Source organism: Burkholderia sp. HAN2018 (assembly GCF_024704855.1).
GTDB lineage: Bacteria > Pseudomonadota > Gammaproteobacteria > Burkholderiales > Burkholderiaceae > Burkholderia > Burkholderia cepacia.
Window position 1 is genome coordinate 55,425 of sequence record NZ_QOBB01000001.1, and the last position, 18,243, is coordinate 73,667.

General features: G+C 67.1%; 20 protein-coding genes and 1 riboswitch. Of the genes, 6 read left to right on the forward strand and 14 right to left on the reverse strand.

The window, feature by feature from the left end; translation table 11 throughout:
• The first annotated feature begins 94 nt into the window (after positions 1-94).
• Positions 95-766, forward strand: coding sequence for a heavy metal response regulator transcription factor (locus tag DPV74_RS00280; RefSeq protein WP_027789830.1), 672 nt, complete (start codon positions 95-97; stop codon positions 764-766).
• Positions 763-2,175, forward strand: a complete 1,413-nt coding sequence (locus DPV74_RS00285) for a heavy metal sensor histidine kinase (protein ID WP_119336283.1) — start codon at positions 763-765, stop codon at positions 2,173-2,175. Before DPV74_RS00280 ends, DPV74_RS00285 begins: the two co-directional genes overlap by 4 nt.
• A gap of 70 nt (positions 2,176-2,245) precedes the next feature.
• Here DPV74_RS00285 and DPV74_RS00290 read toward each other — a convergent pair whose 3' ends face one another.
• From DPV74_RS00290 to DPV74_RS00300, 3 genes are read right to left on the reverse strand one after another with little or no spacing between them, the layout of a single operon-like run.
• Positions 2,246-2,431, reverse strand: a complete 186-nt coding sequence (locus tag DPV74_RS00290) for a DUF1289 domain-containing protein (protein ID WP_021159996.1) — start codon at positions 2,429-2,431, stop codon at positions 2,246-2,248.
• A 2-nt stretch (positions 2,432-2,433) separates the two neighbouring features.
• Complete coding sequence (dmeF, locus tag DPV74_RS00295; RefSeq protein WP_119336284.1) at positions 2,434-3,435, reverse strand: CDF family Co(II)/Ni(II) efflux transporter DmeF; 1,002 nt, start codon at positions 3,433-3,435, stop codon at positions 2,434-2,436.
• Positions 3,436-3,447: 12 nt separating this feature from the next.
• Positions 3,448-3,723, reverse strand: a complete 276-nt coding sequence (locus DPV74_RS00300) for a metal/formaldehyde-sensitive transcriptional repressor (protein WP_021159994.1) — start codon at positions 3,721-3,723, stop codon at positions 3,448-3,450.
• A 120-nt stretch (positions 3,724-3,843) separates the two neighbouring features.
• Positions 3,844-3,978, forward strand: a riboswitch (yybP-ykoY riboswitch).
• A gap of 120 nt (positions 3,979-4,098) precedes the next feature.
• On the opposite strand from DPV74_RS00300, the gene DPV74_RS00305 reads away from it, so the two are divergent.
• Positions 4,099-5,109, forward strand: coding sequence for a sodium:calcium antiporter (locus tag DPV74_RS00305; RefSeq protein WP_119336285.1), 1,011 nt, complete (start codon positions 4,099-4,101; stop codon positions 5,107-5,109).
• 73 nt (positions 5,110-5,182) lie between these two features.
• On the opposite strand, the gene arsH is transcribed toward DPV74_RS00305, so the two are convergent.
• From arsH to gstA, 10 genes are all read right to left on the reverse strand, one after another.
• Positions 5,183-5,920, reverse strand: a complete 738-nt coding sequence (gene arsH / locus DPV74_RS00310; RefSeq protein ID WP_119336286.1) for an arsenical resistance protein ArsH — start codon at positions 5,918-5,920, stop codon at positions 5,183-5,185.
• Positions 5,898-6,320 carry an arsenate reductase (glutaredoxin) gene (arsC, locus tag DPV74_RS00315; RefSeq protein WP_119336287.1) on the reverse strand — a complete coding sequence of 141 codons (423 nt, stop codon included), beginning with the start codon at positions 6,318-6,320 and terminating at the stop codon, positions 5,898-5,900. The genes arsH and arsC overlap by 23 nt, the downstream gene beginning before the upstream one ends.
• 20 nt (positions 6,321-6,340) lie before the next feature.
• Complete coding sequence (arsB, locus tag DPV74_RS00320; protein WP_059692948.1) at positions 6,341-7,411, reverse strand: ACR3 family arsenite efflux transporter; 1,071 nt, start codon at positions 7,409-7,411, stop codon at positions 6,341-6,343.
• Complete coding sequence (locus tag DPV74_RS00325; protein WP_042975389.1) at positions 7,408-7,740, reverse strand: helix-turn-helix transcriptional regulator; 333 nt, start codon at positions 7,738-7,740, stop codon at positions 7,408-7,410. The genes arsB and DPV74_RS00325 overlap by 4 nt, the downstream gene beginning before the upstream one ends.
• A 208-nt stretch (positions 7,741-7,948) precedes the next feature.
• Entirely contained in the window at positions 7,949-8,317 is a 369-nt protein-coding gene (locus DPV74_RS00330) for a copper-binding protein (RefSeq protein WP_027789841.1), read from the reverse strand.
• Positions 8,314-11,520, reverse strand: coding sequence for an efflux RND transporter permease subunit (locus tag DPV74_RS00335; RefSeq protein ID WP_119336288.1), 3,207 nt, complete (start codon positions 11,518-11,520; stop codon positions 8,314-8,316). The genes DPV74_RS00330 and DPV74_RS00335 overlap by 4 nt, the downstream gene beginning before the upstream one ends.
• Positions 11,517-13,058, reverse strand: a complete 1,542-nt coding sequence (locus tag DPV74_RS00340; RefSeq protein ID WP_119336314.1) for an efflux RND transporter periplasmic adaptor subunit — start codon at positions 13,056-13,058, stop codon at positions 11,517-11,519. The genes DPV74_RS00335 and DPV74_RS00340 overlap by 4 nt, the downstream gene beginning before the upstream one ends.
• 11 nt (positions 13,059-13,069) lie before the next feature.
• Positions 13,070-14,362: a TolC family protein gene (locus DPV74_RS00345; protein WP_059692725.1), complete on the reverse strand. Its 1,293-nt coding sequence runs from the start codon at positions 14,360-14,362 to the stop codon at positions 13,070-13,072.
• A 93-nt stretch (positions 14,363-14,455) separates the two neighbouring features.
• On the reverse strand, positions 14,456-14,833 hold the full coding sequence (locus DPV74_RS00350) for a hypothetical protein (protein ID WP_059692723.1): 378 nt from the start codon (positions 14,831-14,833) through the stop codon (positions 14,456-14,458).
• A 120-nt stretch (positions 14,834-14,953) separates the two neighbouring features.
• Complete coding sequence (gstA, locus tag DPV74_RS00355; RefSeq protein WP_059692722.1) at positions 14,954-15,586, reverse strand: glutathione transferase GstA; 633 nt, start codon at positions 15,584-15,586, stop codon at positions 14,954-14,956.
• Positions 15,587-15,722: 136 nt separating this feature from the next.
• Here gstA and DPV74_RS00360 point away from each other — a divergent pair, with 136 nt between their 5' ends.
• Together DPV74_RS00360 and DPV74_RS00365 are read left to right on the forward strand one after the other, a co-directional pair.
• The gene (locus DPV74_RS00360; protein ID WP_060358723.1) at positions 15,723-16,115 is read left to right on the forward strand and encodes a helix-turn-helix domain-containing protein; all 393 of its coding nucleotides are present in this window, start codon (positions 15,723-15,725) and stop codon (positions 16,113-16,115) included.
• A gap of 30 nt (positions 16,116-16,145) precedes the next feature.
• Entirely contained in the window at positions 16,146-16,514 is a 369-nt protein-coding gene (locus DPV74_RS00365; RefSeq protein WP_119336289.1) for a hypothetical protein, read from the forward strand.
• Here the strand turns inward: DPV74_RS00365 and DPV74_RS00370 are convergent.
• A complete protein-coding gene (locus DPV74_RS00370; protein WP_226182310.1) occupies positions 16,511-17,059 on the reverse strand; it encodes a YbhB/YbcL family Raf kinase inhibitor-like protein in 549 nt (182 codons plus the stop codon). The genes DPV74_RS00365 and DPV74_RS00370 overlap by 4 nt on opposite strands.
• A gap of 219 nt (positions 17,060-17,278) precedes the next feature.
• Here DPV74_RS00370 and DPV74_RS00375 point away from each other — a divergent pair, with 219 nt between their 5' ends.
• The gene (locus DPV74_RS00375; protein WP_119336315.1) at positions 17,279-18,139 is read left to right on the forward strand and encodes an SH3 domain-containing protein; all 861 of its coding nucleotides are present in this window, start codon (positions 17,279-17,281) and stop codon (positions 18,137-18,139) included.
• The last annotated feature ends 104 nt before the right edge of the window (positions 18,140-18,243 follow it).

The window sequence follows — 18,243 nt, forward strand, 5'->3', positions numbered from 1 at the left end:
TTCCGTCATCCGGCGGTCATTCTCCGCGCACGCTCGGCGCCCTATGCTCACGCGTTACACTGACCGGCTGGAATCACGGACAGCCTGCCTCACCATGCGGATACTGATAGTCGAAGACGAACCCAAGATGGCGTCGTACCTCCGGAAAGGGCTGATGGAGGCGAGTTACACGGTCGACATCGCGGAAACCGGCAAGGACGGGCTGTTCCTTGCGCTGCACGAGGATTTCGATCTCGTCGTGCTCGACGTGATGCTGCCGGAAATGGATGGCTTCGAGGTGCTCCGGCGCCTGCGCGCGCAGAAGCAGACGCCGGTGCTGCTGCTCACGGCGCGCGAGGCGATCGAGGACAAGGTCGCCGGGCTCGAGCTGGGTGCCGACGACTACCTGCTCAAGCCGTTCGCGTATGCCGAGTTTCTCGCGCGCATCCGCTCGCTGCTGCGACGCGCGCCGCGCAACGTGCGCGACATCCTGCATGTCGCCGATCTCGAAGTCGACCTGATCCGCCGCCGCGTGCGGCGCGCCGACACCCGCATCGACCTGACCGCGCAGGAATTCGCGCTGCTGCAGTTGCTCGCCGAACGCGAAGGCGAAGTGCTGACGCGCACCTTCATCACGTCGCAGATCTGGGACATGAATTTCGACAGCGACACGAACGTCGTCGATGCCGCGATCAAGCGCCTGCGCGCGAAGATCGACAACGCCCATGAGAAGAAGCTGATCCACACGATTCGCGGGATGGGCTACGTGCTCGAGGATCGTTCGTGACGCGCAGCAGCCCGGCCTCGTATTCGCTGCTGCGGCGCCTGACGCTGGCGTTCGCCGTCGTCGCCGCGCTCGTGTTCGCGCTGACCGGCGCGTACCTGTATCGCTCGCTGTCCGCCGAGCTGACGCGGCGCGACGACATCGAGATCTCCGGCAAGCTCAACCAGTTCCTGCAGCTTGCGCACGCGAGCGGCTCGGCTGCCGCGCTGCGCGCCGATCCGGCCGTGTTTCATGAAGTCCTGCTGTCGCATCCGGGCGTCTATCTCGGCATCTACGACGCGCGGAACCGCGCGCTCGTCGAGCATTCCGACGAAGCCGGCCACACGCTGGCGTCGGTGATCGCCGCGCCCCATCCGGCCGGCGCAGCGGGCACGCCGTTCACGTGCGCGCCGCCCGGCATCGGCACGTCGCGCTGCGTGTATGCGCGCGCCACGCTGCCGTCCGGCGATGCGATCCAGGTCGCGCTTGCACGCACGGCGACCGATCGCCAGTCGTTGCTCGAAAGCTATCGCGTCGACATCTGGCTCGCGGCGGCCGCGGGCGCGCTGCTGGTCGGCGCGCTCGGTTACGCGGTCGCGTCGCGCGGCCTGCGCCCGGTCGAGAGCCTCGGCCGGCAGACGTCACGCATCGAGGCGCACAACCTGAACGCGCGGCTCGACGCGCGGGGCGGCCCGGTCGAGCTGCGTGAGCTCGCGACGTCGGTCAACCGGATGCTCGATCGCCTCGAACGCGCGTTCGTGCGGCTCTCCCAGTTCTCGTCCGATCTCGCGCACGACATGCGCACGCCGCTCGCCAACGTGATCAGTTCGTCGCAGGTCACGCTGTCGCGCGCGCGCACGACCGAGGAATACGAAGCGCTGATCGATTCGAACATCGAGGAATGCGAACGGCTGCAGCGGATGATCGAGAACATGCTGTTTCTCGCGCGCACCGACAATGCGCGTCAGCATCTGAAGACCGCCGAACTTGACGCGGGCGGCGAGTTGCGCCGGCTCGCGTCGTATTTCCAGGCGCTTGCCGATGAAGCCGGCGTAAGCATCGACGTTCGAGGCGAAGCGACCGTCGCCGCCGATGCGACGCTGTTCCGGCGCGCCGTCAGCAATCTCGCGTCGAACGCGCTCGAACACGCGCAAGCCGGGTCGACGATCGAGTTGGCGGTGTCCGCGCAAGGCGCGTATGCGGTCGTCGAAGTCACCAATCGCGGCGCCGCGATTCCGCCCGAACAGGTCGAACGGATCTTCGAGCGCTTCTACCGCATCGATTCGTCACGGCACGGCGCGGCGCGCAACGCGGGCCTCGGGCTCGCGATCGTGAAATCGATCATGGAGCTGCATCGCGGCAAGGTCGAGGTCGCAAGCCGTGACGGGCGCACGACGTTTGCGCTGCATTTTCCGCGCGGCTTCGAGGGGTAAGGCGTTTCCCGCGCGTGTCGCGTCGGCATGACGGCCGGCGCGACACCAGGCGAAGCACGACGACGCCCCTTCACTCCCCCGGTTCGCGCCGGATTTTCGCCTGGCGGCGATTGCGGTCGTTCAGTATCTGGTGCCGGCGATGGTCGGTCAGCTTCTTCCAGTCACGCGCCTCGTCGCGCGTGCGCAGGCAGCCGACACAAAAGCCCGTCCGGCCGTCGAACGCGCACAGTTCGATACAGGGTGATTTCACGGCCACGGTCAGGCCGCCTTCGCAGGCGTCATCACTTCGACGGTCACGTGCGACACGCCGTCGAAACCCTCGATCAGCGCGTGGTAGAAACGCGCGTCGCGCACCGTCTCGACGGTCTCGACCGACACGATCGCACTCATGTGGCCCGGGCCGACACGCCACACGTGAAGATCGTTGACCGTGTCGCCCAGCGCCTCGATCGCATCACGTATGCGCGCCGCCAGTTTGCGATCCACGTTGACGTCGAGCAGGATGCCGCCGGTATCGCGCATCAGCCCGTACGACCAGTTCGCGATCACGAGCGCGCCGACAATGCCCGCGACGGGGTCCATCCAGACCCAGCCGAATGCACGTGCGAGCAGCAGGCCGACGATGGCCAGCACCGACACGGCCGCGTCGGCGATCACGTGAACGTAGGCCGACCGGATGTTGTGGTCGCGATGGGCTGCCGTGTGCGAACCGTGACCGTGATGCGCATGATGGTCATCGTCGTGATCATGGTCGTGGTCGTGCCCATGATGATGACCATGCCCATGCCCGTGGTGATGGCCGCCGCTCAGCAGCCACACGCTGGCGAGGTTCACCGCGAGCCCCAGCACGGCAATCGGAATCGCTTCGCCGAAATGAATGGGTACGGGCGCCAGCAGACGCGCAACCGCCTCGTAGCCGATCAGGATCGCGATCATCGCGAGCACGATCGCGCTCGTGAACCCGGCCAGATCGCCCAGCTTGCCAGTGCCGAACACGAAGCGCGGATCGTCGGCATGCTTGCGCGCATAGGTATAGGCCAGCGCGGCGATCAGCATCGCGCCCGCGTGCGTCGACATGTGCAACCCGTCGGCGACGAGCGCGAGCGACCCGAACAGCGTGCCGCCGACGATCTCGGCCACCATCATTGCCGAGCACAGGCCGATGACCATCCACGTCCTGCGTTCGTTCTGCTCGTGCGCCGCACCGAGGAAGATATGGTCGTGCCCCGCGCCGAACGCGTCATCCCGGAAAGCGTTCATGTCCTGCCTCGATTACTTGAAATAGCTGTGCACCACGTCGATCAGCTGCTCGGTCGCGCTGCCTTCGTGTGCGTCAGGTTCGTGCGCATCGACCAGATGCTCGCGAATGTGGTCTTCCAGCACGACGGCCAGCAGCCCGTTCATCGCGCCGCGACAACTCGTGATCAATTGCAGGACCTCGTTGCAGCCGCGCTCCTCCCCGAGCGCGCGCTCGATGGCCTCGACCTGGCCCTTGATCCGGCGCACGCGGTTCAGCAGCTTCTGTTTTTCACGAACGGTATGGCTCATCGACGACGGGCTCCTGAATAGGGAGGGGGAGTATATATCCGGAAGGGTTCCCGTATAGGAGAGAGGGGTATATTTTTTCGAGATGAAGGCTTGTCGAAAGCAACCCGCTCGGCTAGACTGCCCTTCGTCTTTGGGGAGTAGCCTGCTTTCCGTCTCCGGAAAGCGAACGCGTCAACACACTCGGCCTGCGGCCGTGGCGCGTTCAGCCTGATCGGCCTGGCGAGACCATCGGCACATCGCGTCGTTCCTGGTCGGACGTCGGCGGATGTGCCATGGTTCGTCAACGTCCGACCACGGAGTCCCCATGTTCCCCGCCGCCCTCTCCCCGCGTTTCGCCGCCGTCCCCGTCCGCACGCATGCCTGCGGAGGTGCCGCATGACGTTCATGTTCGTCGAACTGGCGGTCATGCTGATCGTCATCCTCGTCGCCGCCGAGGTCTTCACCAATGCGCTCGAACATCTCGGCGAACGCCTGAAGATTTCCGAAGGCGTCACCGGCTCGCTGTTCGCCGCCGTCGGCACCGCGCTGCCCGAAACGATGGTGCCGCTGCTCGCGCTCGCCGGCGGCACGGCGAACCCGGCCGTGAACGAGGAGATCGGTGTCGGCGCGATTCTCGGCGCGCCGCTGATGCTCGCCACGCTCACCACGTTCCTGATGACGCTCGCGGTGATCCGCTCGCGCGGGCCGCGCGGCACGATCGCGCCCGAACGGACGGGTTTCGTGCGCGACCTGAACTACTTTCTCGCCGCGTTCTCGCTGGCCACCGCCGCGATGTTCGTCCCGCATCACAACAGCGCCGTGCGCGCGCTGCTCGCCGCGATGCTGGTCGGGATCTACGTGATGTATGTCGTGATGACGTTCCGTGCGTCGAACCAGCTCGTCGATGCCGGGCATGGCACCGAGGCGCCGCACAAGATGTTCCTGTCGCGCCTGGGCGTGTCGACCAATCTTGCGACCATCGCGCTGCAGCTGCTCATCGGCGTCGCGCTGCTGGTCGGCGGGGCGAAGGGTTTCATTCACGGCGTGGAAGGCGTGTCGCGCGTGCTCGGCGTATCGGCCCTGCTGCTGTCGCTGATCGTCGTGCCGATCGCGACGGAGCTGCCCGAGAAGGTCAACAGCGTGCTGTGGATCCGCCGCGGGAAGGACACGCTCGCGTTCGGCAACATCACCGGCGCGATGGTGTTCCAGGGCACGCTGCTGCCGGCGATCGGCATCATGCTGACGCCGTGGGAGCCGCGCCTCGAAGTGCTGACCGGCGTGATCGTCACGCTCGTGGCGGCCGCATGGCTGCGCGTCAATGCGCGCACGCGCGGGCTCGCGATCTGGGCGTTGCTGGTGAACGGCGCGGGTTACGCAGCCTATCTGTTCCTGACACTGGCCCGGTAACCCGGCTCACCCGGTACGGGCACGCTGCCCCGGTGCGAACGATGCACCGCCGCGCCGCGTGCCCGCGAGCGGTTCAGATGCGCGCCTGGTTCACACGCTGCGACAGCTGTTCGGCGCTTTCCTTGCGCTCGCTGTACCGGTCCGTCAGGTACGCGCCGACGTCGCGCGTGAGCAGCGTGAACTTGACCAGTTCCTCCATGACGTCGACGACCCGGTCGAAATACGCGGACGGCTTCATCCTGTCGTCGTCGCCGAACTCCATGAACGCCTTCGCGACGGACGACTGGTTCGGAATGGTCAGCATGCGCATCCAGCGCCCGAGCACCCGCATCTGGTTGACCGCGTTGAACGATTGCGATCCGCCGCTGACCTGCATGACCGCCAGCGTCTTGCCCTGCGTCGGCCGTACCGCGCCGACCGACAGCGGAATCCAGTCGATCTGCGCTTTCATCACGCCGGTCATCGCGCCGTGCCGCTCGGGGGAACACCACACCATGCCCTCCGACCATTGCACGAGCTCGCGCAACTCCGCCACCTTCGGGTGATGCTCGGGTGCATCGTCGGGCAACGGCAAGCCGGACGGATTGAAGATCCGGACATCGGCGCCCATGGCCGTCAGCAGCCGCGCCGCCTCCTCGACCAGCAGCCGGCTGAACGAACGCGCACGCAACGAACCGTAGAGCAGCACGATGCGTGGCGGATGCGTCGACGGGCGCACGGGTTGCAGCAGGCTCGCGTCCGGCACGCGAAACAGCGCGGCGTCGAGTTGCGGCAGATCGTTCAGGCGGTCAGACACGCTTGCCCTCCGCATCGATCACGATTTCGCCGTCTTCCTTCGCAAACGGCCCGTTCTGCGGATCGGGCAGGATGTCGAGCACCTGTTCGGACGGGCGGCACAGCCGCGTGCCGAGCGGGGTAACGACGATCGGGCGATTGATCAGGAGCGGATGCGCGACCATGAAGCCGATCAGATCGTCGTCGCTCCATTTCGGATTGTCGAGATCGAGCGCGTCATACGGTGTGCCCTTGCGACGCAGCACGTCGCGAACGGGGATACCCATCGCCGCAATTAGCGCGAGCAACTCTTCTTGCCCCGGCGGCGTGTCGAGGTACAGCACGACACGCGGTTCGACGCCGCTGTTGCGTATCATCGCCAGCGTATTGCGCGACGTGCCGCAATCGGGGTTGTGATAGATCGTGATGTCGGTCATTTCCGGAATCCTGAATGGTTTCACGCGCGCTCGTACCAGCCCTTCGAACGGTTGACGACGCGCACGACGAGCAGCATGACCGGCACCTCGATGAGCACGCCGACGACGGTCGCGAGCGCCGCGCCCGAGTGGAAGCCGAAGAGGCTGATGGCAGCCGCCACGGCCAGCTCGAAAAAGTTGGACGCGCCGATCAGCGCCGACGGGCACGCGATGCTGTGTTTCTCGCCGACGACGCGATTGAGCCCATAGGCGAGCGCTGCGTTGAAGAACACCTGGATCAGGATCGGCACCGCGAGGAGCGCGATCACCAGCGGCTGCTTCAGGATCGCCTCGCCCTGGAACGCGAACAGCAGCACCAGCGTGGCCAGCAGCGCGGCGATGGACCAGGGGCCGATCTTCGCCATCGCGCGGTCGAACGCCGCCTGCCCCCTGGCGAGCAACAGCCTGCGCCACGCTTGCGCGAGGATCACCGGGATGACGATATAGAGCACGACCGACGTGAGCAGCGTCGCCCATGGCACCGTGATGGCGGACATCCCCAGCAGCAGGCCGACCAGCGGCGCGAAAGCGATCACCATGATGCTGTCGTTCAGCGCGACCTGCGACAGCGTGAACAGCGGATCGCCGCCGGTCAGCCGGCTCCACACGAACACCATCGCCGTGCAAGGCGCGGCGGCCAGCAGGATCAGGCCGGCGATATAACTGTCGATCTGGTCGGCCGGCAGCATCGGCGCGAACAGCTGCCGGATGAACAGCCAGCCGAGCAAGGCCATCGAAAACGGCTTGACGAGCCAGTTCACGACGAGCGTGACGCCGATCCCCCGCACGTGCTGGCGAACCTCATGCAACGCGCCGAAGTCGACCTTGACGAGCATCGGCACGATCATCACCCAGATCAACAACCCGACGGGCAGGTTGACCTGAGCGTATTCCAGGCGGCCGATGCGCTGAAAGAGCCCCGGCAGTGCCAGCCCCAGCGCGATGCCGAGCACGATGCACAGCGCCACCCAGACGGTCAGGTAGCGCTCGAAAGATCCGATGGCGGGCCTGGCCGCCGCGGCTTGCGACGGTGCCGCGTTCGAGCCGCTCATGTGCGATCCCCGCAGCAGGCCGGCGCCGCCGGCACGCCGCACGCAGCGCCGGCGCAGCAGTTTTCGGTCAGGAACCCGATGAGGCCGCTCATCGATTCGAAGTTCGCCGCGTAATAGATGAACCGGCCGTCCTGACGCGCGGTGACCAGCTCCGCATGCGACAAATCCTTCAGATGAAACGACAGGCTCGATGGCGACAGCCCGATCTGCTGGGCGATCGCACCGGCCGGCAGCCCTTGCGGCCCGGCGACGACCAGCGCGCGAAAGATGGCCAGGCGCGCTTCATGAGCAAGCGCGCCCAGGGCGCGCACGACGAGATTGGAGTCCATGGCGCGAAGGATAACGCCTTCATTTCCATATTTCAAGAATTGTTGAAATAAAGATGCCGAGCCCCTGCCGAACGGCATAGCCGGGCTGCCCCCAACGCCGCGCATCGTCGAACGCCGCCGCGCGAGCCGCATCCGGCCCGACATGCGCGGCGCCGGTGCGGCCGCCGCCCCGGTTCACGGATCGGCGAGGCACCGGCGCGCCGTCAGGTCAGGACGCCTTCACGAGCTTGACGATCGTCAGCGTGCCGTCGACCTTCTCGATCCGCACCTTGACCTTGTCGCCCGCATGCGCGTGCTCGAGCATCGCCGCGTCCTTCGCCTTGAACGCCATCGTCATCGGGGGCATCCCGACGTTGTCGAGCGCGCCGTGCTTCAGCGTGATCCGGCCGCTCGCGGCATCGACCTTCTTCACTTCGGCATCGGTCAGCGCGGCGTTCGACTCGGCCGCACTGCCCGACGACATCTTCATGCCCGGCATGTCCATGCCGGCCATGTCGCCGGCGGCGAAGGCCGGCGCGGTGAAAGCGCCGGTCGCGAGAACGGCTGCGGTGGTGGTGACTGTGATCCACTTCTTCATCGTGATTCTCCGGTTGGGATGGATGGCACGTTCGTGCCGTGAGGTACTGCATCGGAATGCCGCACGCGGCCCGTGCTTCGCGCATGACGGCGCTGAAGCAGGAGCCAGGCGGCGGGAATGACGAACATCGACAGCAGCGGCGCCGTGACCATGCCGCCGACCATCGGCGCGGCGATGCGCTGCATCACTTCGGAACCGGCGCCGTGCCCGACCATGATCGGCACGAGGCCGGCGAGCACGACGGCGACCGTCATCGCCTTCGGCCGCACGCGCAGCACCGCGCCTTCGCGGATCGCGTCGAGCAGCAGCGCGTCGGTCAGCGGTTCGCCGGCATCGAGCCGGCGCTGCAGCGCGCTCTTCAGGTACAGCAGCATCACGACGCCGAATTCGGCGGCCACGCCCGCGAGCGCGATGAAACCCACCGACGTCGCGACGGACACCGCATGGCCGAGCGCCCACACGAGCCAGAAGCCGCCGACCAGCGCGAACGGCACCGTCGACATCAGCAGCAGCGCATCGGCCGCCGAGCCGAACGTGAGAAACAGCAGCACGAAGATCACCACGAGCGTGACCGGCACGACGGTGCGCAGCCTGGCCGCCGCGCGTTCGAGATACTCGAACTGCCCCGACCACGCGATCGAATAGCCGGGCGGCAACGCGACCTGTTGCGCGACGGCCTGCTGCATCGCGCGCACGGCGCTCCGCAGATCGGTGCCGCGAATGTCGACGTACACGTAGCCGGACAGTCGCGCGTTCTCGCTGCGGATCATCGGCGGCCCGTCGGCGATCGCGATGCGCGCGACGTCGCCGAGGCGGATCTGCGCGCCGCGCGCGGTAACGACCGGCAGTTGTCGCAGGTTCTCGACCGAATCGCGGATCTCGCGCGGGTAGCGGAGGTTGATCGGAAAGCGCTCGCGCCCCGCAATCACTTCGCCGACATCGTCGCCGCCGACTGCCGACGACACGACCGACTGGATGTCGGCCACCGACAATCCGTAGCGCGCGGCGGCAAGCCGGTCGATATCGACGTCGATATAGCGGCCGCCGTTCAGCCGTTCCGCAAGCGCGGACGTCACGCCCGGCACGCGCTTCACCGCGGCCTCGACCTGCTTCGCGATCGCGTCGATCCCGGCCAGGTCCGGCCCGGAAATCTTCACGCCGACCGGCGTCTTGATGCCGGTGGACAGCATGTCGAGCCGGTTGCGGATCGGCGGCACCCACACGTTCGACAGGCCCGGCACCTTCACCGTCCGGTCGAGTTCGTCGACAAGCTTCTCCGGCGTCATGCCGGGCCGCCATGCGCTGCGCGGCTTGAACCGGATCGTCGTTTCGAACATCTCGAGCGGCGCGGGATCGGTCGCGGTATCGGCGCGGCCCGACTTGCCGAACACCGTGTCGACCTCGGGCACGGTCTTGATCAGCCGGTCGGTCTGCTGCAGCAGCTCGCTCGCCTTGTCGGCCGAGATGCCGGGCAGCGCGGTCGGCATGTACAGCAGGTCGCCTTCGTCGAGCGGCGGCATGAATTCGCCGCCGAGCCGCGACAACGGTACGGCCGTCAGTCCGAGCGCGACGACCGCGACGCCGATCGCGACCCACGGCCGCCGGAGCGTCGCTTCGAGCAGCGGCCGGTACACGCGGATCAGCACGCGGTTGATCGGGTTCGCGTGCTCGTGCGGAATGCGGCCGCGCACGAGATAGCCCATCAGCACCGGCACCAGCGTCACCGACAGCCCGGCGGCGGCGGCGATCGTGTAGGTCTTCGTGAACGCCAGCGGCGCGAACAGCTTGCCTTCCTGCCCTTCCAGCGAAAACACCGGGATGAACGACAGCGTGATGATCAGCAGCGAGAAGAACAGCGCGGGCCCGACCTCCGCGGCCGACGTCGCGACGAGTTCCCATCGTCGCGCGGCCGTGACCGGTTCGCCGGGATGCGCGTGGTCGTACGCCTCGAGATGCTTGTGCGCGTTCTCGATCATCACGATCGCCGCGTCGATCATCGCGCCGATCGCGATCGCGATCCCGCCGAGCGACATCAGGTTCGCGTTGACGCCCTGGTAGCGCATCACGATGAACGCGGCCAGCACGCCGAGCGGCAGCGACAGGATCGCGACGAACGCGCTGCGCAGATGGAACAGGAACACCGCGCAGACGATGCCGACGATGACGAATTCCTCGATCAGCTTGTCCTTCAGGTTGCCCACCGCGCGCTCGATCAGTTGCGAGCGGTCGTAGGTCGTGACGATCTCGACGCCGGGCGGCAGCGAACGCTTCAGGTCGGCCAGCTTCGCCTTCACCGCGTCGATCGTCGTGAGCGCGTTCTTGCCCGAGCGCATCACGACGACGCCCCCCGTCACCTCGCCCTGCCCGTTCAGCTCCGCGATCCCGCGCCGCATCGCGGGGCCGACCTGGATGCGCGCGACGTCGCCGAGCAGCACGGGCGTGCCGGCGTCGTTCGTGCGCAGCACCACGTGCCGGAAATCGTCGAGCGTGCGCAGGTAGCCGGTCGAGCGCACCATGTACTCCGACTCGGCCAGCTCGACGACCGAGCCGCCGGACGCCTGGTTCGCGTTGCCGAGCGCAGTCGCGATTTCCGCCTGCGTGATGCCGTACGCGCGCAGCCTGTCCGGATCGAGCACGACCTGGTACTGCTGCACCATGCCGCCGATGCTCGCGACTTCCGAGACGTCCGGCACGGCCTTCAGCTCGAACTTCAGGAACCAGTCGTTGAGCGCGCGCAGTTGCCCGGGATCGTGACGGCCGGTGCGATCGACGAGCGCGTACTCGTACACCCAGCCGACGCCGGTCGCATCCGGCCCGAGCGACACGGTCGCGCCGGCCGGCAGCCGGCTCTGCACCTGGCTCAGGTATTCGAGCACGCGCGAGCGCGCCCAGTACGGATCGGTGCGGTCGTCGAACAGCACGTAGACGAACGCGTCGCCGAACGACGAGTACGCGCGGACGGTTTTCGCACCGGGCACGCCGAGCAGCGTGGTCGTCAACGGATAGGTCACCTGGTCCTCGACGATCTGCGGCGCCTTGCCCGGATACGACGCCTTGACGATCACCTGCGTGTCCGACAGATCGGGTAACGCGTCGAGCGGCGTCTGCCCGACGGAGTAGACGCCCCATGCGGCGATCAGCACGGTGGCGAGCAGCACGAGGAAGCGGTTGTGGACCGACCAGCGAATGATGCGCGCGATCATCGTTCGCCTCCCTGCGGTTCGACCTTCGTCAGGCGATAGCCGTCGTCGGTCTGCGTGAACGCGAAACGCACCGTCTGGCCCGGCTTCACGCCAGGAAACGCGGCGGCCGACGGCTTGCCGAACGTCATCGTCATCGCGCCCCAGCCGAGCGCCGGCACGGGCTGATGCGAGAACGTGATGTCGTCGGCCGTGACCTGTTCGACCTTGCCGGTGGTTTCGTAGATCGGTGCCGCTGCTTTCGGCGCCGGCTCGGCAGTCACCGCCGCCCCGCTTGCGCCGGTATCGCTCCGCAGCCGCGGCAGCACGCTCTTCAGGCTCGCCTCCGAATCGATCAGGAACTGCCCCGATGCAACGACCGTATCGCCTTCGTTCAACCCGCCGAGCACTTCCGTGTCGCCGCCGATGTCGTTGCCGGTCGTCACCTGCACCGGCTGGAGCCGGCCGTCGCCGTTCTTCACGATGACGATCGAGCGCTTGCCGGTCGCGATCACCGCTTCGGACGGCACGAGCAGGCGCGACACGCTCGCCTTCCCGGCGACCCGCACGCGCATCAGCATGCCGGGCGTGAGCTTCAGCGCGGCGTTGTCGATCTCCACGCGCGCCTGCAGCGTGCGGCTGCTCGTGCTGATGCCGGGCAGCACTTCGCGGATGCGTCCGGTGAAACGCCGCGCCGGGTCACCCGCGAACGTCGCATCGACCGGCATCCCCGGCTGCACGTTCAGCGCGAGCGCTTCCGGCACCTCGACGATGAGCCACAGCGTCGACAGCCCCGCAATCTTCGCCAGCGTCTGTCCGGGCGCGACCATCGCGCCGTCCCGCACGTTCAGCTCGCTGACGACGCCGGTTTCCGGCGCGGTCAGCACGACGTGCGTCTGCGCGCGGCCGGTGCGATCGAGGCTCGCGATCATGCCGTCGGGAATCGACAGCGCCCGCATCCGCGCGCGCGATGCATCGAGCAGGCTGCCGTCCATCCCGCCGCGCTTGAGTGCGAGGTATTCCTCCTGCGGCGCGAGCCAGTCGGGCACGAACAGCGACGCCACCGGCGCGCCCTTCGCGATACGCTGCATCGGTGCGCGTGCATACAGGCGATCGATGTAGCCGGTGACGCGCGACTGGACGACCTCCGCGCGCGATTCGTCGAACTGCGTGGTGCCCACCGCATCGAATCCGGCCGCCGTCTGCTGACGGCGCACGGTCGCATAACGGATGCCGAGATTCTGCTGCAGGCCCGGATCGATCCGGATACCGGACGCGCCGCCGCCCTCGTCCGCATAGACGGGCTGCAACTGCATGTCCATGAATGGCGACTTGCCCGGTTTGTCGAAATGCTGGTTCGGCACCATCGGGTCGTGCCAGTACAGCACCTTGCGGCCCGTGTTCGGATCGGTCTTGCCGGCAGGTGCGGCGCCGGGCGCTACGGCCGATGCGGCCGATGCGCCGCCCGCCGCATGGCGCATGCCTGCGACGTAACCGGCACCGAGCAGCGCCGCGGCGGCAAACGTCAACAGCACCGCGCGCGCCAGGGATGGCTTCTTCATGAGGTTCTCCTTCACTGCGCGGCGGCCATCGTCGACGGCACGACCTGATATTCGAGCTGCGCCCAGGTCTGCGACACGTCGCGCCTGAGATCGAGCATCTGCAACTGCGCGTCGAGTTGCGCGCGCCGCGCGGCGAACGTGTCGGCGAGTGAACCCGTGCCCGCCCGGTAGGCGGCATCGGCCAGCTGCACGCGCTGGTCGGCGGCGGGCAACAGCGACGTACTCAGGTTCGCGATGCGTTCGCGGCCGCTCGCGAGCGTTTCGGACTGCGTGCGGATATCGGCCTGCACCTGGCGCAGCGTGTCCTCGTACATCAGGCGCGCTTTCGTCGCCAGTTCGGCCTTCTCGGCGACATCACGGTTCTGGCGGTTCCTGCGATTGAGCGGCAACGGAATCGTGACGCCGACGGACACCATGTTCGAATACGCGCCGCCGCGCTGCTGGTACGCGACTTCCCACGTCCAGTTCGGGCGGCGTTCGCTGTTCGCGACGGCGGTGTCGGCTTCGGCGACGGCGATATCGTCGGCGGCCGTGATCAACGCCGGCTGCGATACGCGCAGTTCGTCCGGCGGCAACGACGACACGAACGATTCCGGCGCGGGCGGCGTGCCCGTGACGTCCGACGCCGGCACGGCGGTCCAGCGCGACAACGCGATGAGCGCGGTCTGGTAGACCTGCCGCGCTTTCAGCCATTGATCCTGCGTCTGCGCGAGCATGGCTCGCGCCTGGACGACATCGGCCGCACTCGCCTTCGCGCCGCGATACGACGCCTTCGTCGCGTCGAGTTCATGGTTCATGTGATCGAGCAATGCCTGCTGCAACGCAAGCGCCTGCTTCGCGTAGACCGCGTTCAGCCACGCCGTTGCGGTTTGCTGGCGTACGCTCGCGAGCTGCGCGAGATAGCCGGCGCGCTCGCGTCCGACCTGCTCGTTGGCCAGTGCCGAACGCAGGCGCCGCTTGTCGCCGGACACCCACTCCTGCTCGATGCCGATGCGGCGCATCGTCATGAAGTCCTGGCCGACGGTGAAGCGCTGGCCGCCATTGACCGGCAGGTTGTCGATGCCGGCCTTGAGCATCGGGTCGGGCAGCTGGCCGGCCTTCACGGCCGCCTCCGAGCTGGCGCGCACCGAAGCCTGGGCGGCCTGCATCGACGCGGAATGATCGGTGGCGGACTGCAGCGCGGCGTCCAGCGTAAAAGGCGGTTGCTGCGCGTGAGCCGCGCCCGCAACCAGCAGCGCCGCCCAAAGCACGGGCGCGCGCCGGCGCGCACGCCGCGCAAGCGGCGTGCCGGGATGGAATGACATGGTTTAACCCCAACGGCGGAACCCCATGGGGATTCCACGTCCTGCGCACAGGACGAACCTCACCGCGAATGCGGCGAACCTATCGGATCGGGATCAGCTGATGCGTGGAGGGCGCCACAACCCGTTCGGGTCGCGGACCGGGAGGATTTGCGCGTAGTGGAAGGCAACGATGCTGGCGAATGCAGCGGGACGACTGACTTCGGCGCGAGCGGCCGGATGATAGAGACTGCCGAACTGGCATTGCGCCGTCAGCTTGCAGGACAGGCCCTTCGCTTTCGCGTGGGCCTTGCCGGTGGACGACGACTGCATCGAATCGCAACCCGGCATGTCGGCGGACATGCCGGCGTCCATGTCCATCGACATGCCCTGCTGCATCATCGGGCATTCCCCGGCCAGGCCGCTGGCTGCCAGCCCGCTGATGGGCAGCACCGCGCAGAGCAGCAGCAGGATGACGGTCCGGAGGAATTTCATGCGGGCGATTATAGCGCGGGGTTTTGCTGTGTGGCGGCGCATCGATACGGCGGAACGACGCGCCCTAGCCCCACCCATCGCACCCATCGCACCCATCGCGCCCATCGCGCCCATCGCACGCTACCGCGCCAACGCGTCGGCCTCCAGCACGGCGCGCACCGCCGGCCGCGCACGCACCCGCTCGTACCACGCACGCAGATGCCCATACCGGGTCAGGTCGATATCCGCGTTGTACACCGACCGCATCCATTCGGCCTTGCCCCAGCCGGTCAGCGCAAACAGGTAGGCATCGGCAACGGTGAACGTGTCGCCGGTCAGGAATGCCTTGCCGTCGAGCTGGCGGTCGATCCATGCAAAACGGCTGTCGAGCTTCGTTCTCGCCGGATCGACGTATTTCCCCGCCTGCACCGCGTACAGCAGCGGAATGAACCCCTTGTGGATCTCGGTGCCGAGAAAATTGAGCCATTCCATCAGCCGGTAGCGCGCGAGCGTGCCGTACGCAGGCGCGAGCGCGGCGTCCGGGCGCAGATCCGCGAGATACTGCGCGATCACCGGGCCTTCGCGCAGCAGCGTGCCGTCGTCGAGTTCGAGCAGCGGCACGTAGCCGAGTTCGGTCACATCGTAGTAATTGCGCCCGTCTTCAATGACGTGCTTGCGTGCGTCGACCTTGATGACCTCCGCGTCGATGCCGCCTTCGCGCAGCACGATGCAGATGGCCTGCGAACAGCTTCCGGGAGCGTGATAGAGCTTCATGCGTTTCCTTCGTGGGTTGTCCATGTATCGATTCGCCGCGACGCGGGCGCTAATATCTCGCATCGGCGCATCGCCGGGAAGACGGCAGTCGTTTGTGCCGTAGTCACAAAAAATTTACCGACCAGGATTCAGCACGATGAAAACGAGTGCGACCGGATGTTCCGTTGAAGAAGCGATGCGCCTGCTCGGCGGCCGCTGGCGGCTGCTGCTGGTGTCGTATCTGCTCGACGGGCCGCGACGCTTCAGCGACCTGCGCCGCGACATGCCCGGCATCTCGCAGCGCATGCTGACGCTCGACCTGCGCGCACTCGAAGACGCCGGGCTCGTGCGGCGCACCGTCTATCCGGAAGTGCCGGTGCGGGTCGAGTACGACCTGACCGCCGACGGCGACCGGCTGCGGCCCGTCGTCGAGGTCATGCGCGAATTCGGGCTGTGGCTGAAGGCGCGCGATGCCGCTGCGTCGTGCGACACCGGCGCGACGCCCGGCGCGGCGGCAGCGATCGGAACGGTCTTTCATTCGAACCGATAACCCCTACCACCCTTACGCAGGAACCCGTTCATGGAACTTCACGCCACCGTCGGCGCGGCGACGTCCGATCTCGACGACGACGAAAGCTTCGCCAACATCTACTGTCACGACGCCGAGCAGGACTATTGCTTCGCGCTGTCGCGTTTTCCGGACGACACGCTGATCGAAGTGATGGTGCGCGACCAGATCACCTGGCGCGTCAAGGATCTGTCGGTGAGGCTGACGGACGACACGATCGACATCGAGATCGAACCCGGCATCGCCGCGCGACTCGACGGCCAGGCGCGTTACGTGATCCATCTCGCGCCCGGCCAGTACGATCCGGTCACGCTGCGCGCCGCGCTGAAGGAGATCTTCGCGGGGAAGAGCGGGTTTCAGGACGACAGCACGCGCAGTTAACGGCTCAACCGCACCGTCATCGTCGCCTTCGCGAGGGCCTGGTAGTGAGCGGTATAACCGACGACCGCGGGCGTCGCGTCACGCTCGACCGGCAGCTTCGCCACCTTGAGCGCGGTCAGCGTAATGACGTAGCGATGGGTGTCGCCCTGCGGCGGGCACGGGCCCAGATAGCCGACATGGCCGGTGTCGTTCTTCATCGGGACGGCACCCGCCGGCAGTCCGGCAACGTCATTGCCCGAACCGGGCGCGATGCCATGCGCCGACGCCGGTATGTCGGCGACGACCCAGTGCCAGAAGCCGGAGCCCGTCGGCGCGTCGGCATCGAACATCGTCAGCAGGTAGCTTTGCGTACCCTCCGGAACACCGCTCCACCGTATGGAGGGCGAAATGTTCTGACCGTGGCAGCCGAAGCTGTCCGATACCTGCGCGCGACCAAACGCGCCGCCGGCAAGCTCCGCGCTTTCGATCGAGAAATCGCCCGCCCGTGCCGTACCGGCAGCGAGCATCGCAACGCAAAGGGCGAAACCGGGCTTGAATATCGTCATCGTCAACCTCACCAGCAAGCAGGAATGGAACGGACATTCTTGCAATCGCGCCGGCCCCGAACAAGGCAAGCAAACGTACCGGTATCGCGACTACCCGGCAACGTCCGGCCATGCCGGCCCCGCTCGCGGAAAGCGCCGGATGCCGGTACATTGGCGGCAAACGGAAGTCGGGGCCGGCCGCTTCCATCCTCATTCACGCCCTTCATGCCCGATCCGACCATGACGCGCCCTTCACGACTCCGTTCGCTGCTCCACGGCTCCATGCTGTTCGTTGCCTGCGCATCGATCGCGCCCGCCGCGCAGGCGGCCAAACCGCTGCTCACGTTCAAGGTCGACGACACCGTCACGGCCCGCGTCGAACGGGCGGACAGCGAGCACATTACCGTGCGCTTCCTGCCGAGCGGCAAGACGCAGACGCTCGACGTGACCGCCGCCGACGAGGAAGGCCGCTATCACCTCGCGTCGGACGACTACAACTTCGACGGCCGCCGCGATCTCGCGATGCACGCGACGCTCGGCATGGTGAACGATGGCTACGGCATCTACCTGTACGACGCCGCGCGCCAGCAGTTCGAGCCGTTGCGGATGCCCGCGAGCGACATGCCGCACGGCAATTGCGACGGGCTGGTCAACGTCCAGGCGAAGCCGAAGGAGCGCACGCTGTACAGCTCGTGCCGCGGCGGCCCGATCTGGTACACCGATGCGTATCGCTTCGACGGCAGCGGCAGGATGTACCTGTACCAGTCGAGCGAAGCGATACCGGACGACCTGCGCGACCTGCTCGACACCGACAACGGCCCGTCGTCGATGCTGTTGACCTACGACGCGCAAGGCAAGCGCGTCGCGCGCCGCCCCGACGCCTATGGCGGCGGCACCGTCGCGTTCAAGGTGCGCCCGGCGCGCCTGCCGCTGCACGATGCGATGACCGATGCGCCCACGCGCCGCTATGTCGTCGCGGGCGACACGGTGGAGGTGATCGACGCGAGCGCCGATTTCCAGTGGCTGAAGGTGCGGTATCGCAACCCGCATGCGGGGGCGGTGCAGGGCTGGGTCAGTGCGAAGGAGGCGGTGGGCAACTGATGCAAGCGGCGGCCTATTCGGCACGCCTTCCCACATATTGAACGCAGAACATCCCATTAATAGGGATACCTGCCCAAATGTTGACGCGCTTCCCGCCGCGGCTC

What these genes read in the sequence shown, in the direction of transcription:
- gstA (WP_059692722.1), bottom strand. Translation starts at nt 15,586, where the DNA reads ATGAAGCTCTATCACGCTCCCGGAAGCTGTTCGCAGGCCATCTGCATC.
- DPV74_RS00375 (WP_119336315.1), top strand. Translation starts at nt 17,279, where the DNA reads ATGACGCGCCCTTCACGACTCCGTTCGCTGCTCCACGGCTCCATGCTG.
- DPV74_RS00335 (WP_119336288.1), bottom strand. Translation starts at nt 11,520, where the DNA reads ATGATCGCGCGCATCATTCGCTGGTCGGTCCACAACCGCTTCCTCGTG.
- arsB (WP_059692948.1), bottom strand. Translation starts at nt 7,411, where the DNA reads ATGAGCGGCTCGAACGCGGCACCGTCGCAAGCCGCGGCGGCCAGGCCC.
- DPV74_RS00330 (WP_027789841.1), bottom strand. Translation starts at nt 8,317, where the DNA reads ATGAAGAAGTGGATCACAGTCACCACCACCGCAGCCGTTCTCGCGACC.
- DPV74_RS00305 (WP_119336285.1), top strand. Translation starts at nt 4,099, where the DNA reads ATGACGTTCATGTTCGTCGAACTGGCGGTCATGCTGATCGTCATCCTC.
- arsH (WP_119336286.1), bottom strand. Translation starts at nt 5,920, where the DNA reads ATGCGGAGGGCAAGCGTGTCTGACCGCCTGAACGATCTGCCGCAACTC.
- DPV74_RS00370 (WP_226182310.1), bottom strand. Translation starts at nt 17,059, where the DNA reads ATGACGATATTCAAGCCCGGTTTCGCCCTTTGCGTTGCGATGCTCGCT.
- DPV74_RS00345 (WP_059692725.1), bottom strand. Translation starts at nt 14,362, where the DNA reads ATGTCATTCCATCCCGGCACGCCGCTTGCGCGGCGTGCGCGCCGGCGC.
- DPV74_RS00360 (WP_060358723.1), top strand. Translation starts at nt 15,723, where the DNA reads ATGAAAACGAGTGCGACCGGATGTTCCGTTGAAGAAGCGATGCGCCTG.
- arsC (WP_119336287.1), bottom strand. Translation starts at nt 6,320, where the DNA reads ATGACCGACATCACGATCTATCACAACCCCGATTGCGGCACGTCGCGC.
- dmeF (WP_119336284.1), bottom strand. Translation starts at nt 3,435, where the DNA reads ATGAACGCTTTCCGGGATGACGCGTTCGGCGCGGGGCACGACCATATC.
- DPV74_RS00340 (WP_119336314.1), bottom strand. Translation starts at nt 13,058, where the DNA reads ATGAAGAAGCCATCCCTGGCGCGCGCGGTGCTGTTGACGTTTGCCGCC.
- DPV74_RS00280 (WP_027789830.1), top strand. Translation starts at nt 95, where the DNA reads ATGCGGATACTGATAGTCGAAGACGAACCCAAGATGGCGTCGTACCTC.
- DPV74_RS00300 (WP_021159994.1), bottom strand. Translation starts at nt 3,723, where the DNA reads ATGAGCCATACCGTTCGTGAAAAACAGAAGCTGCTGAACCGCGTGCGC.
- DPV74_RS00325 (WP_042975389.1), bottom strand. Translation starts at nt 7,740, where the DNA reads ATGGACTCCAATCTCGTCGTGCGCGCCCTGGGCGCGCTTGCTCATGAA.
- DPV74_RS00365 (WP_119336289.1), top strand. Translation starts at nt 16,146, where the DNA reads ATGGAACTTCACGCCACCGTCGGCGCGGCGACGTCCGATCTCGACGAC.
- DPV74_RS00350 (WP_059692723.1), bottom strand. Translation starts at nt 14,833, where the DNA reads ATGAAATTCCTCCGGACCGTCATCCTGCTGCTGCTCTGCGCGGTGCTG.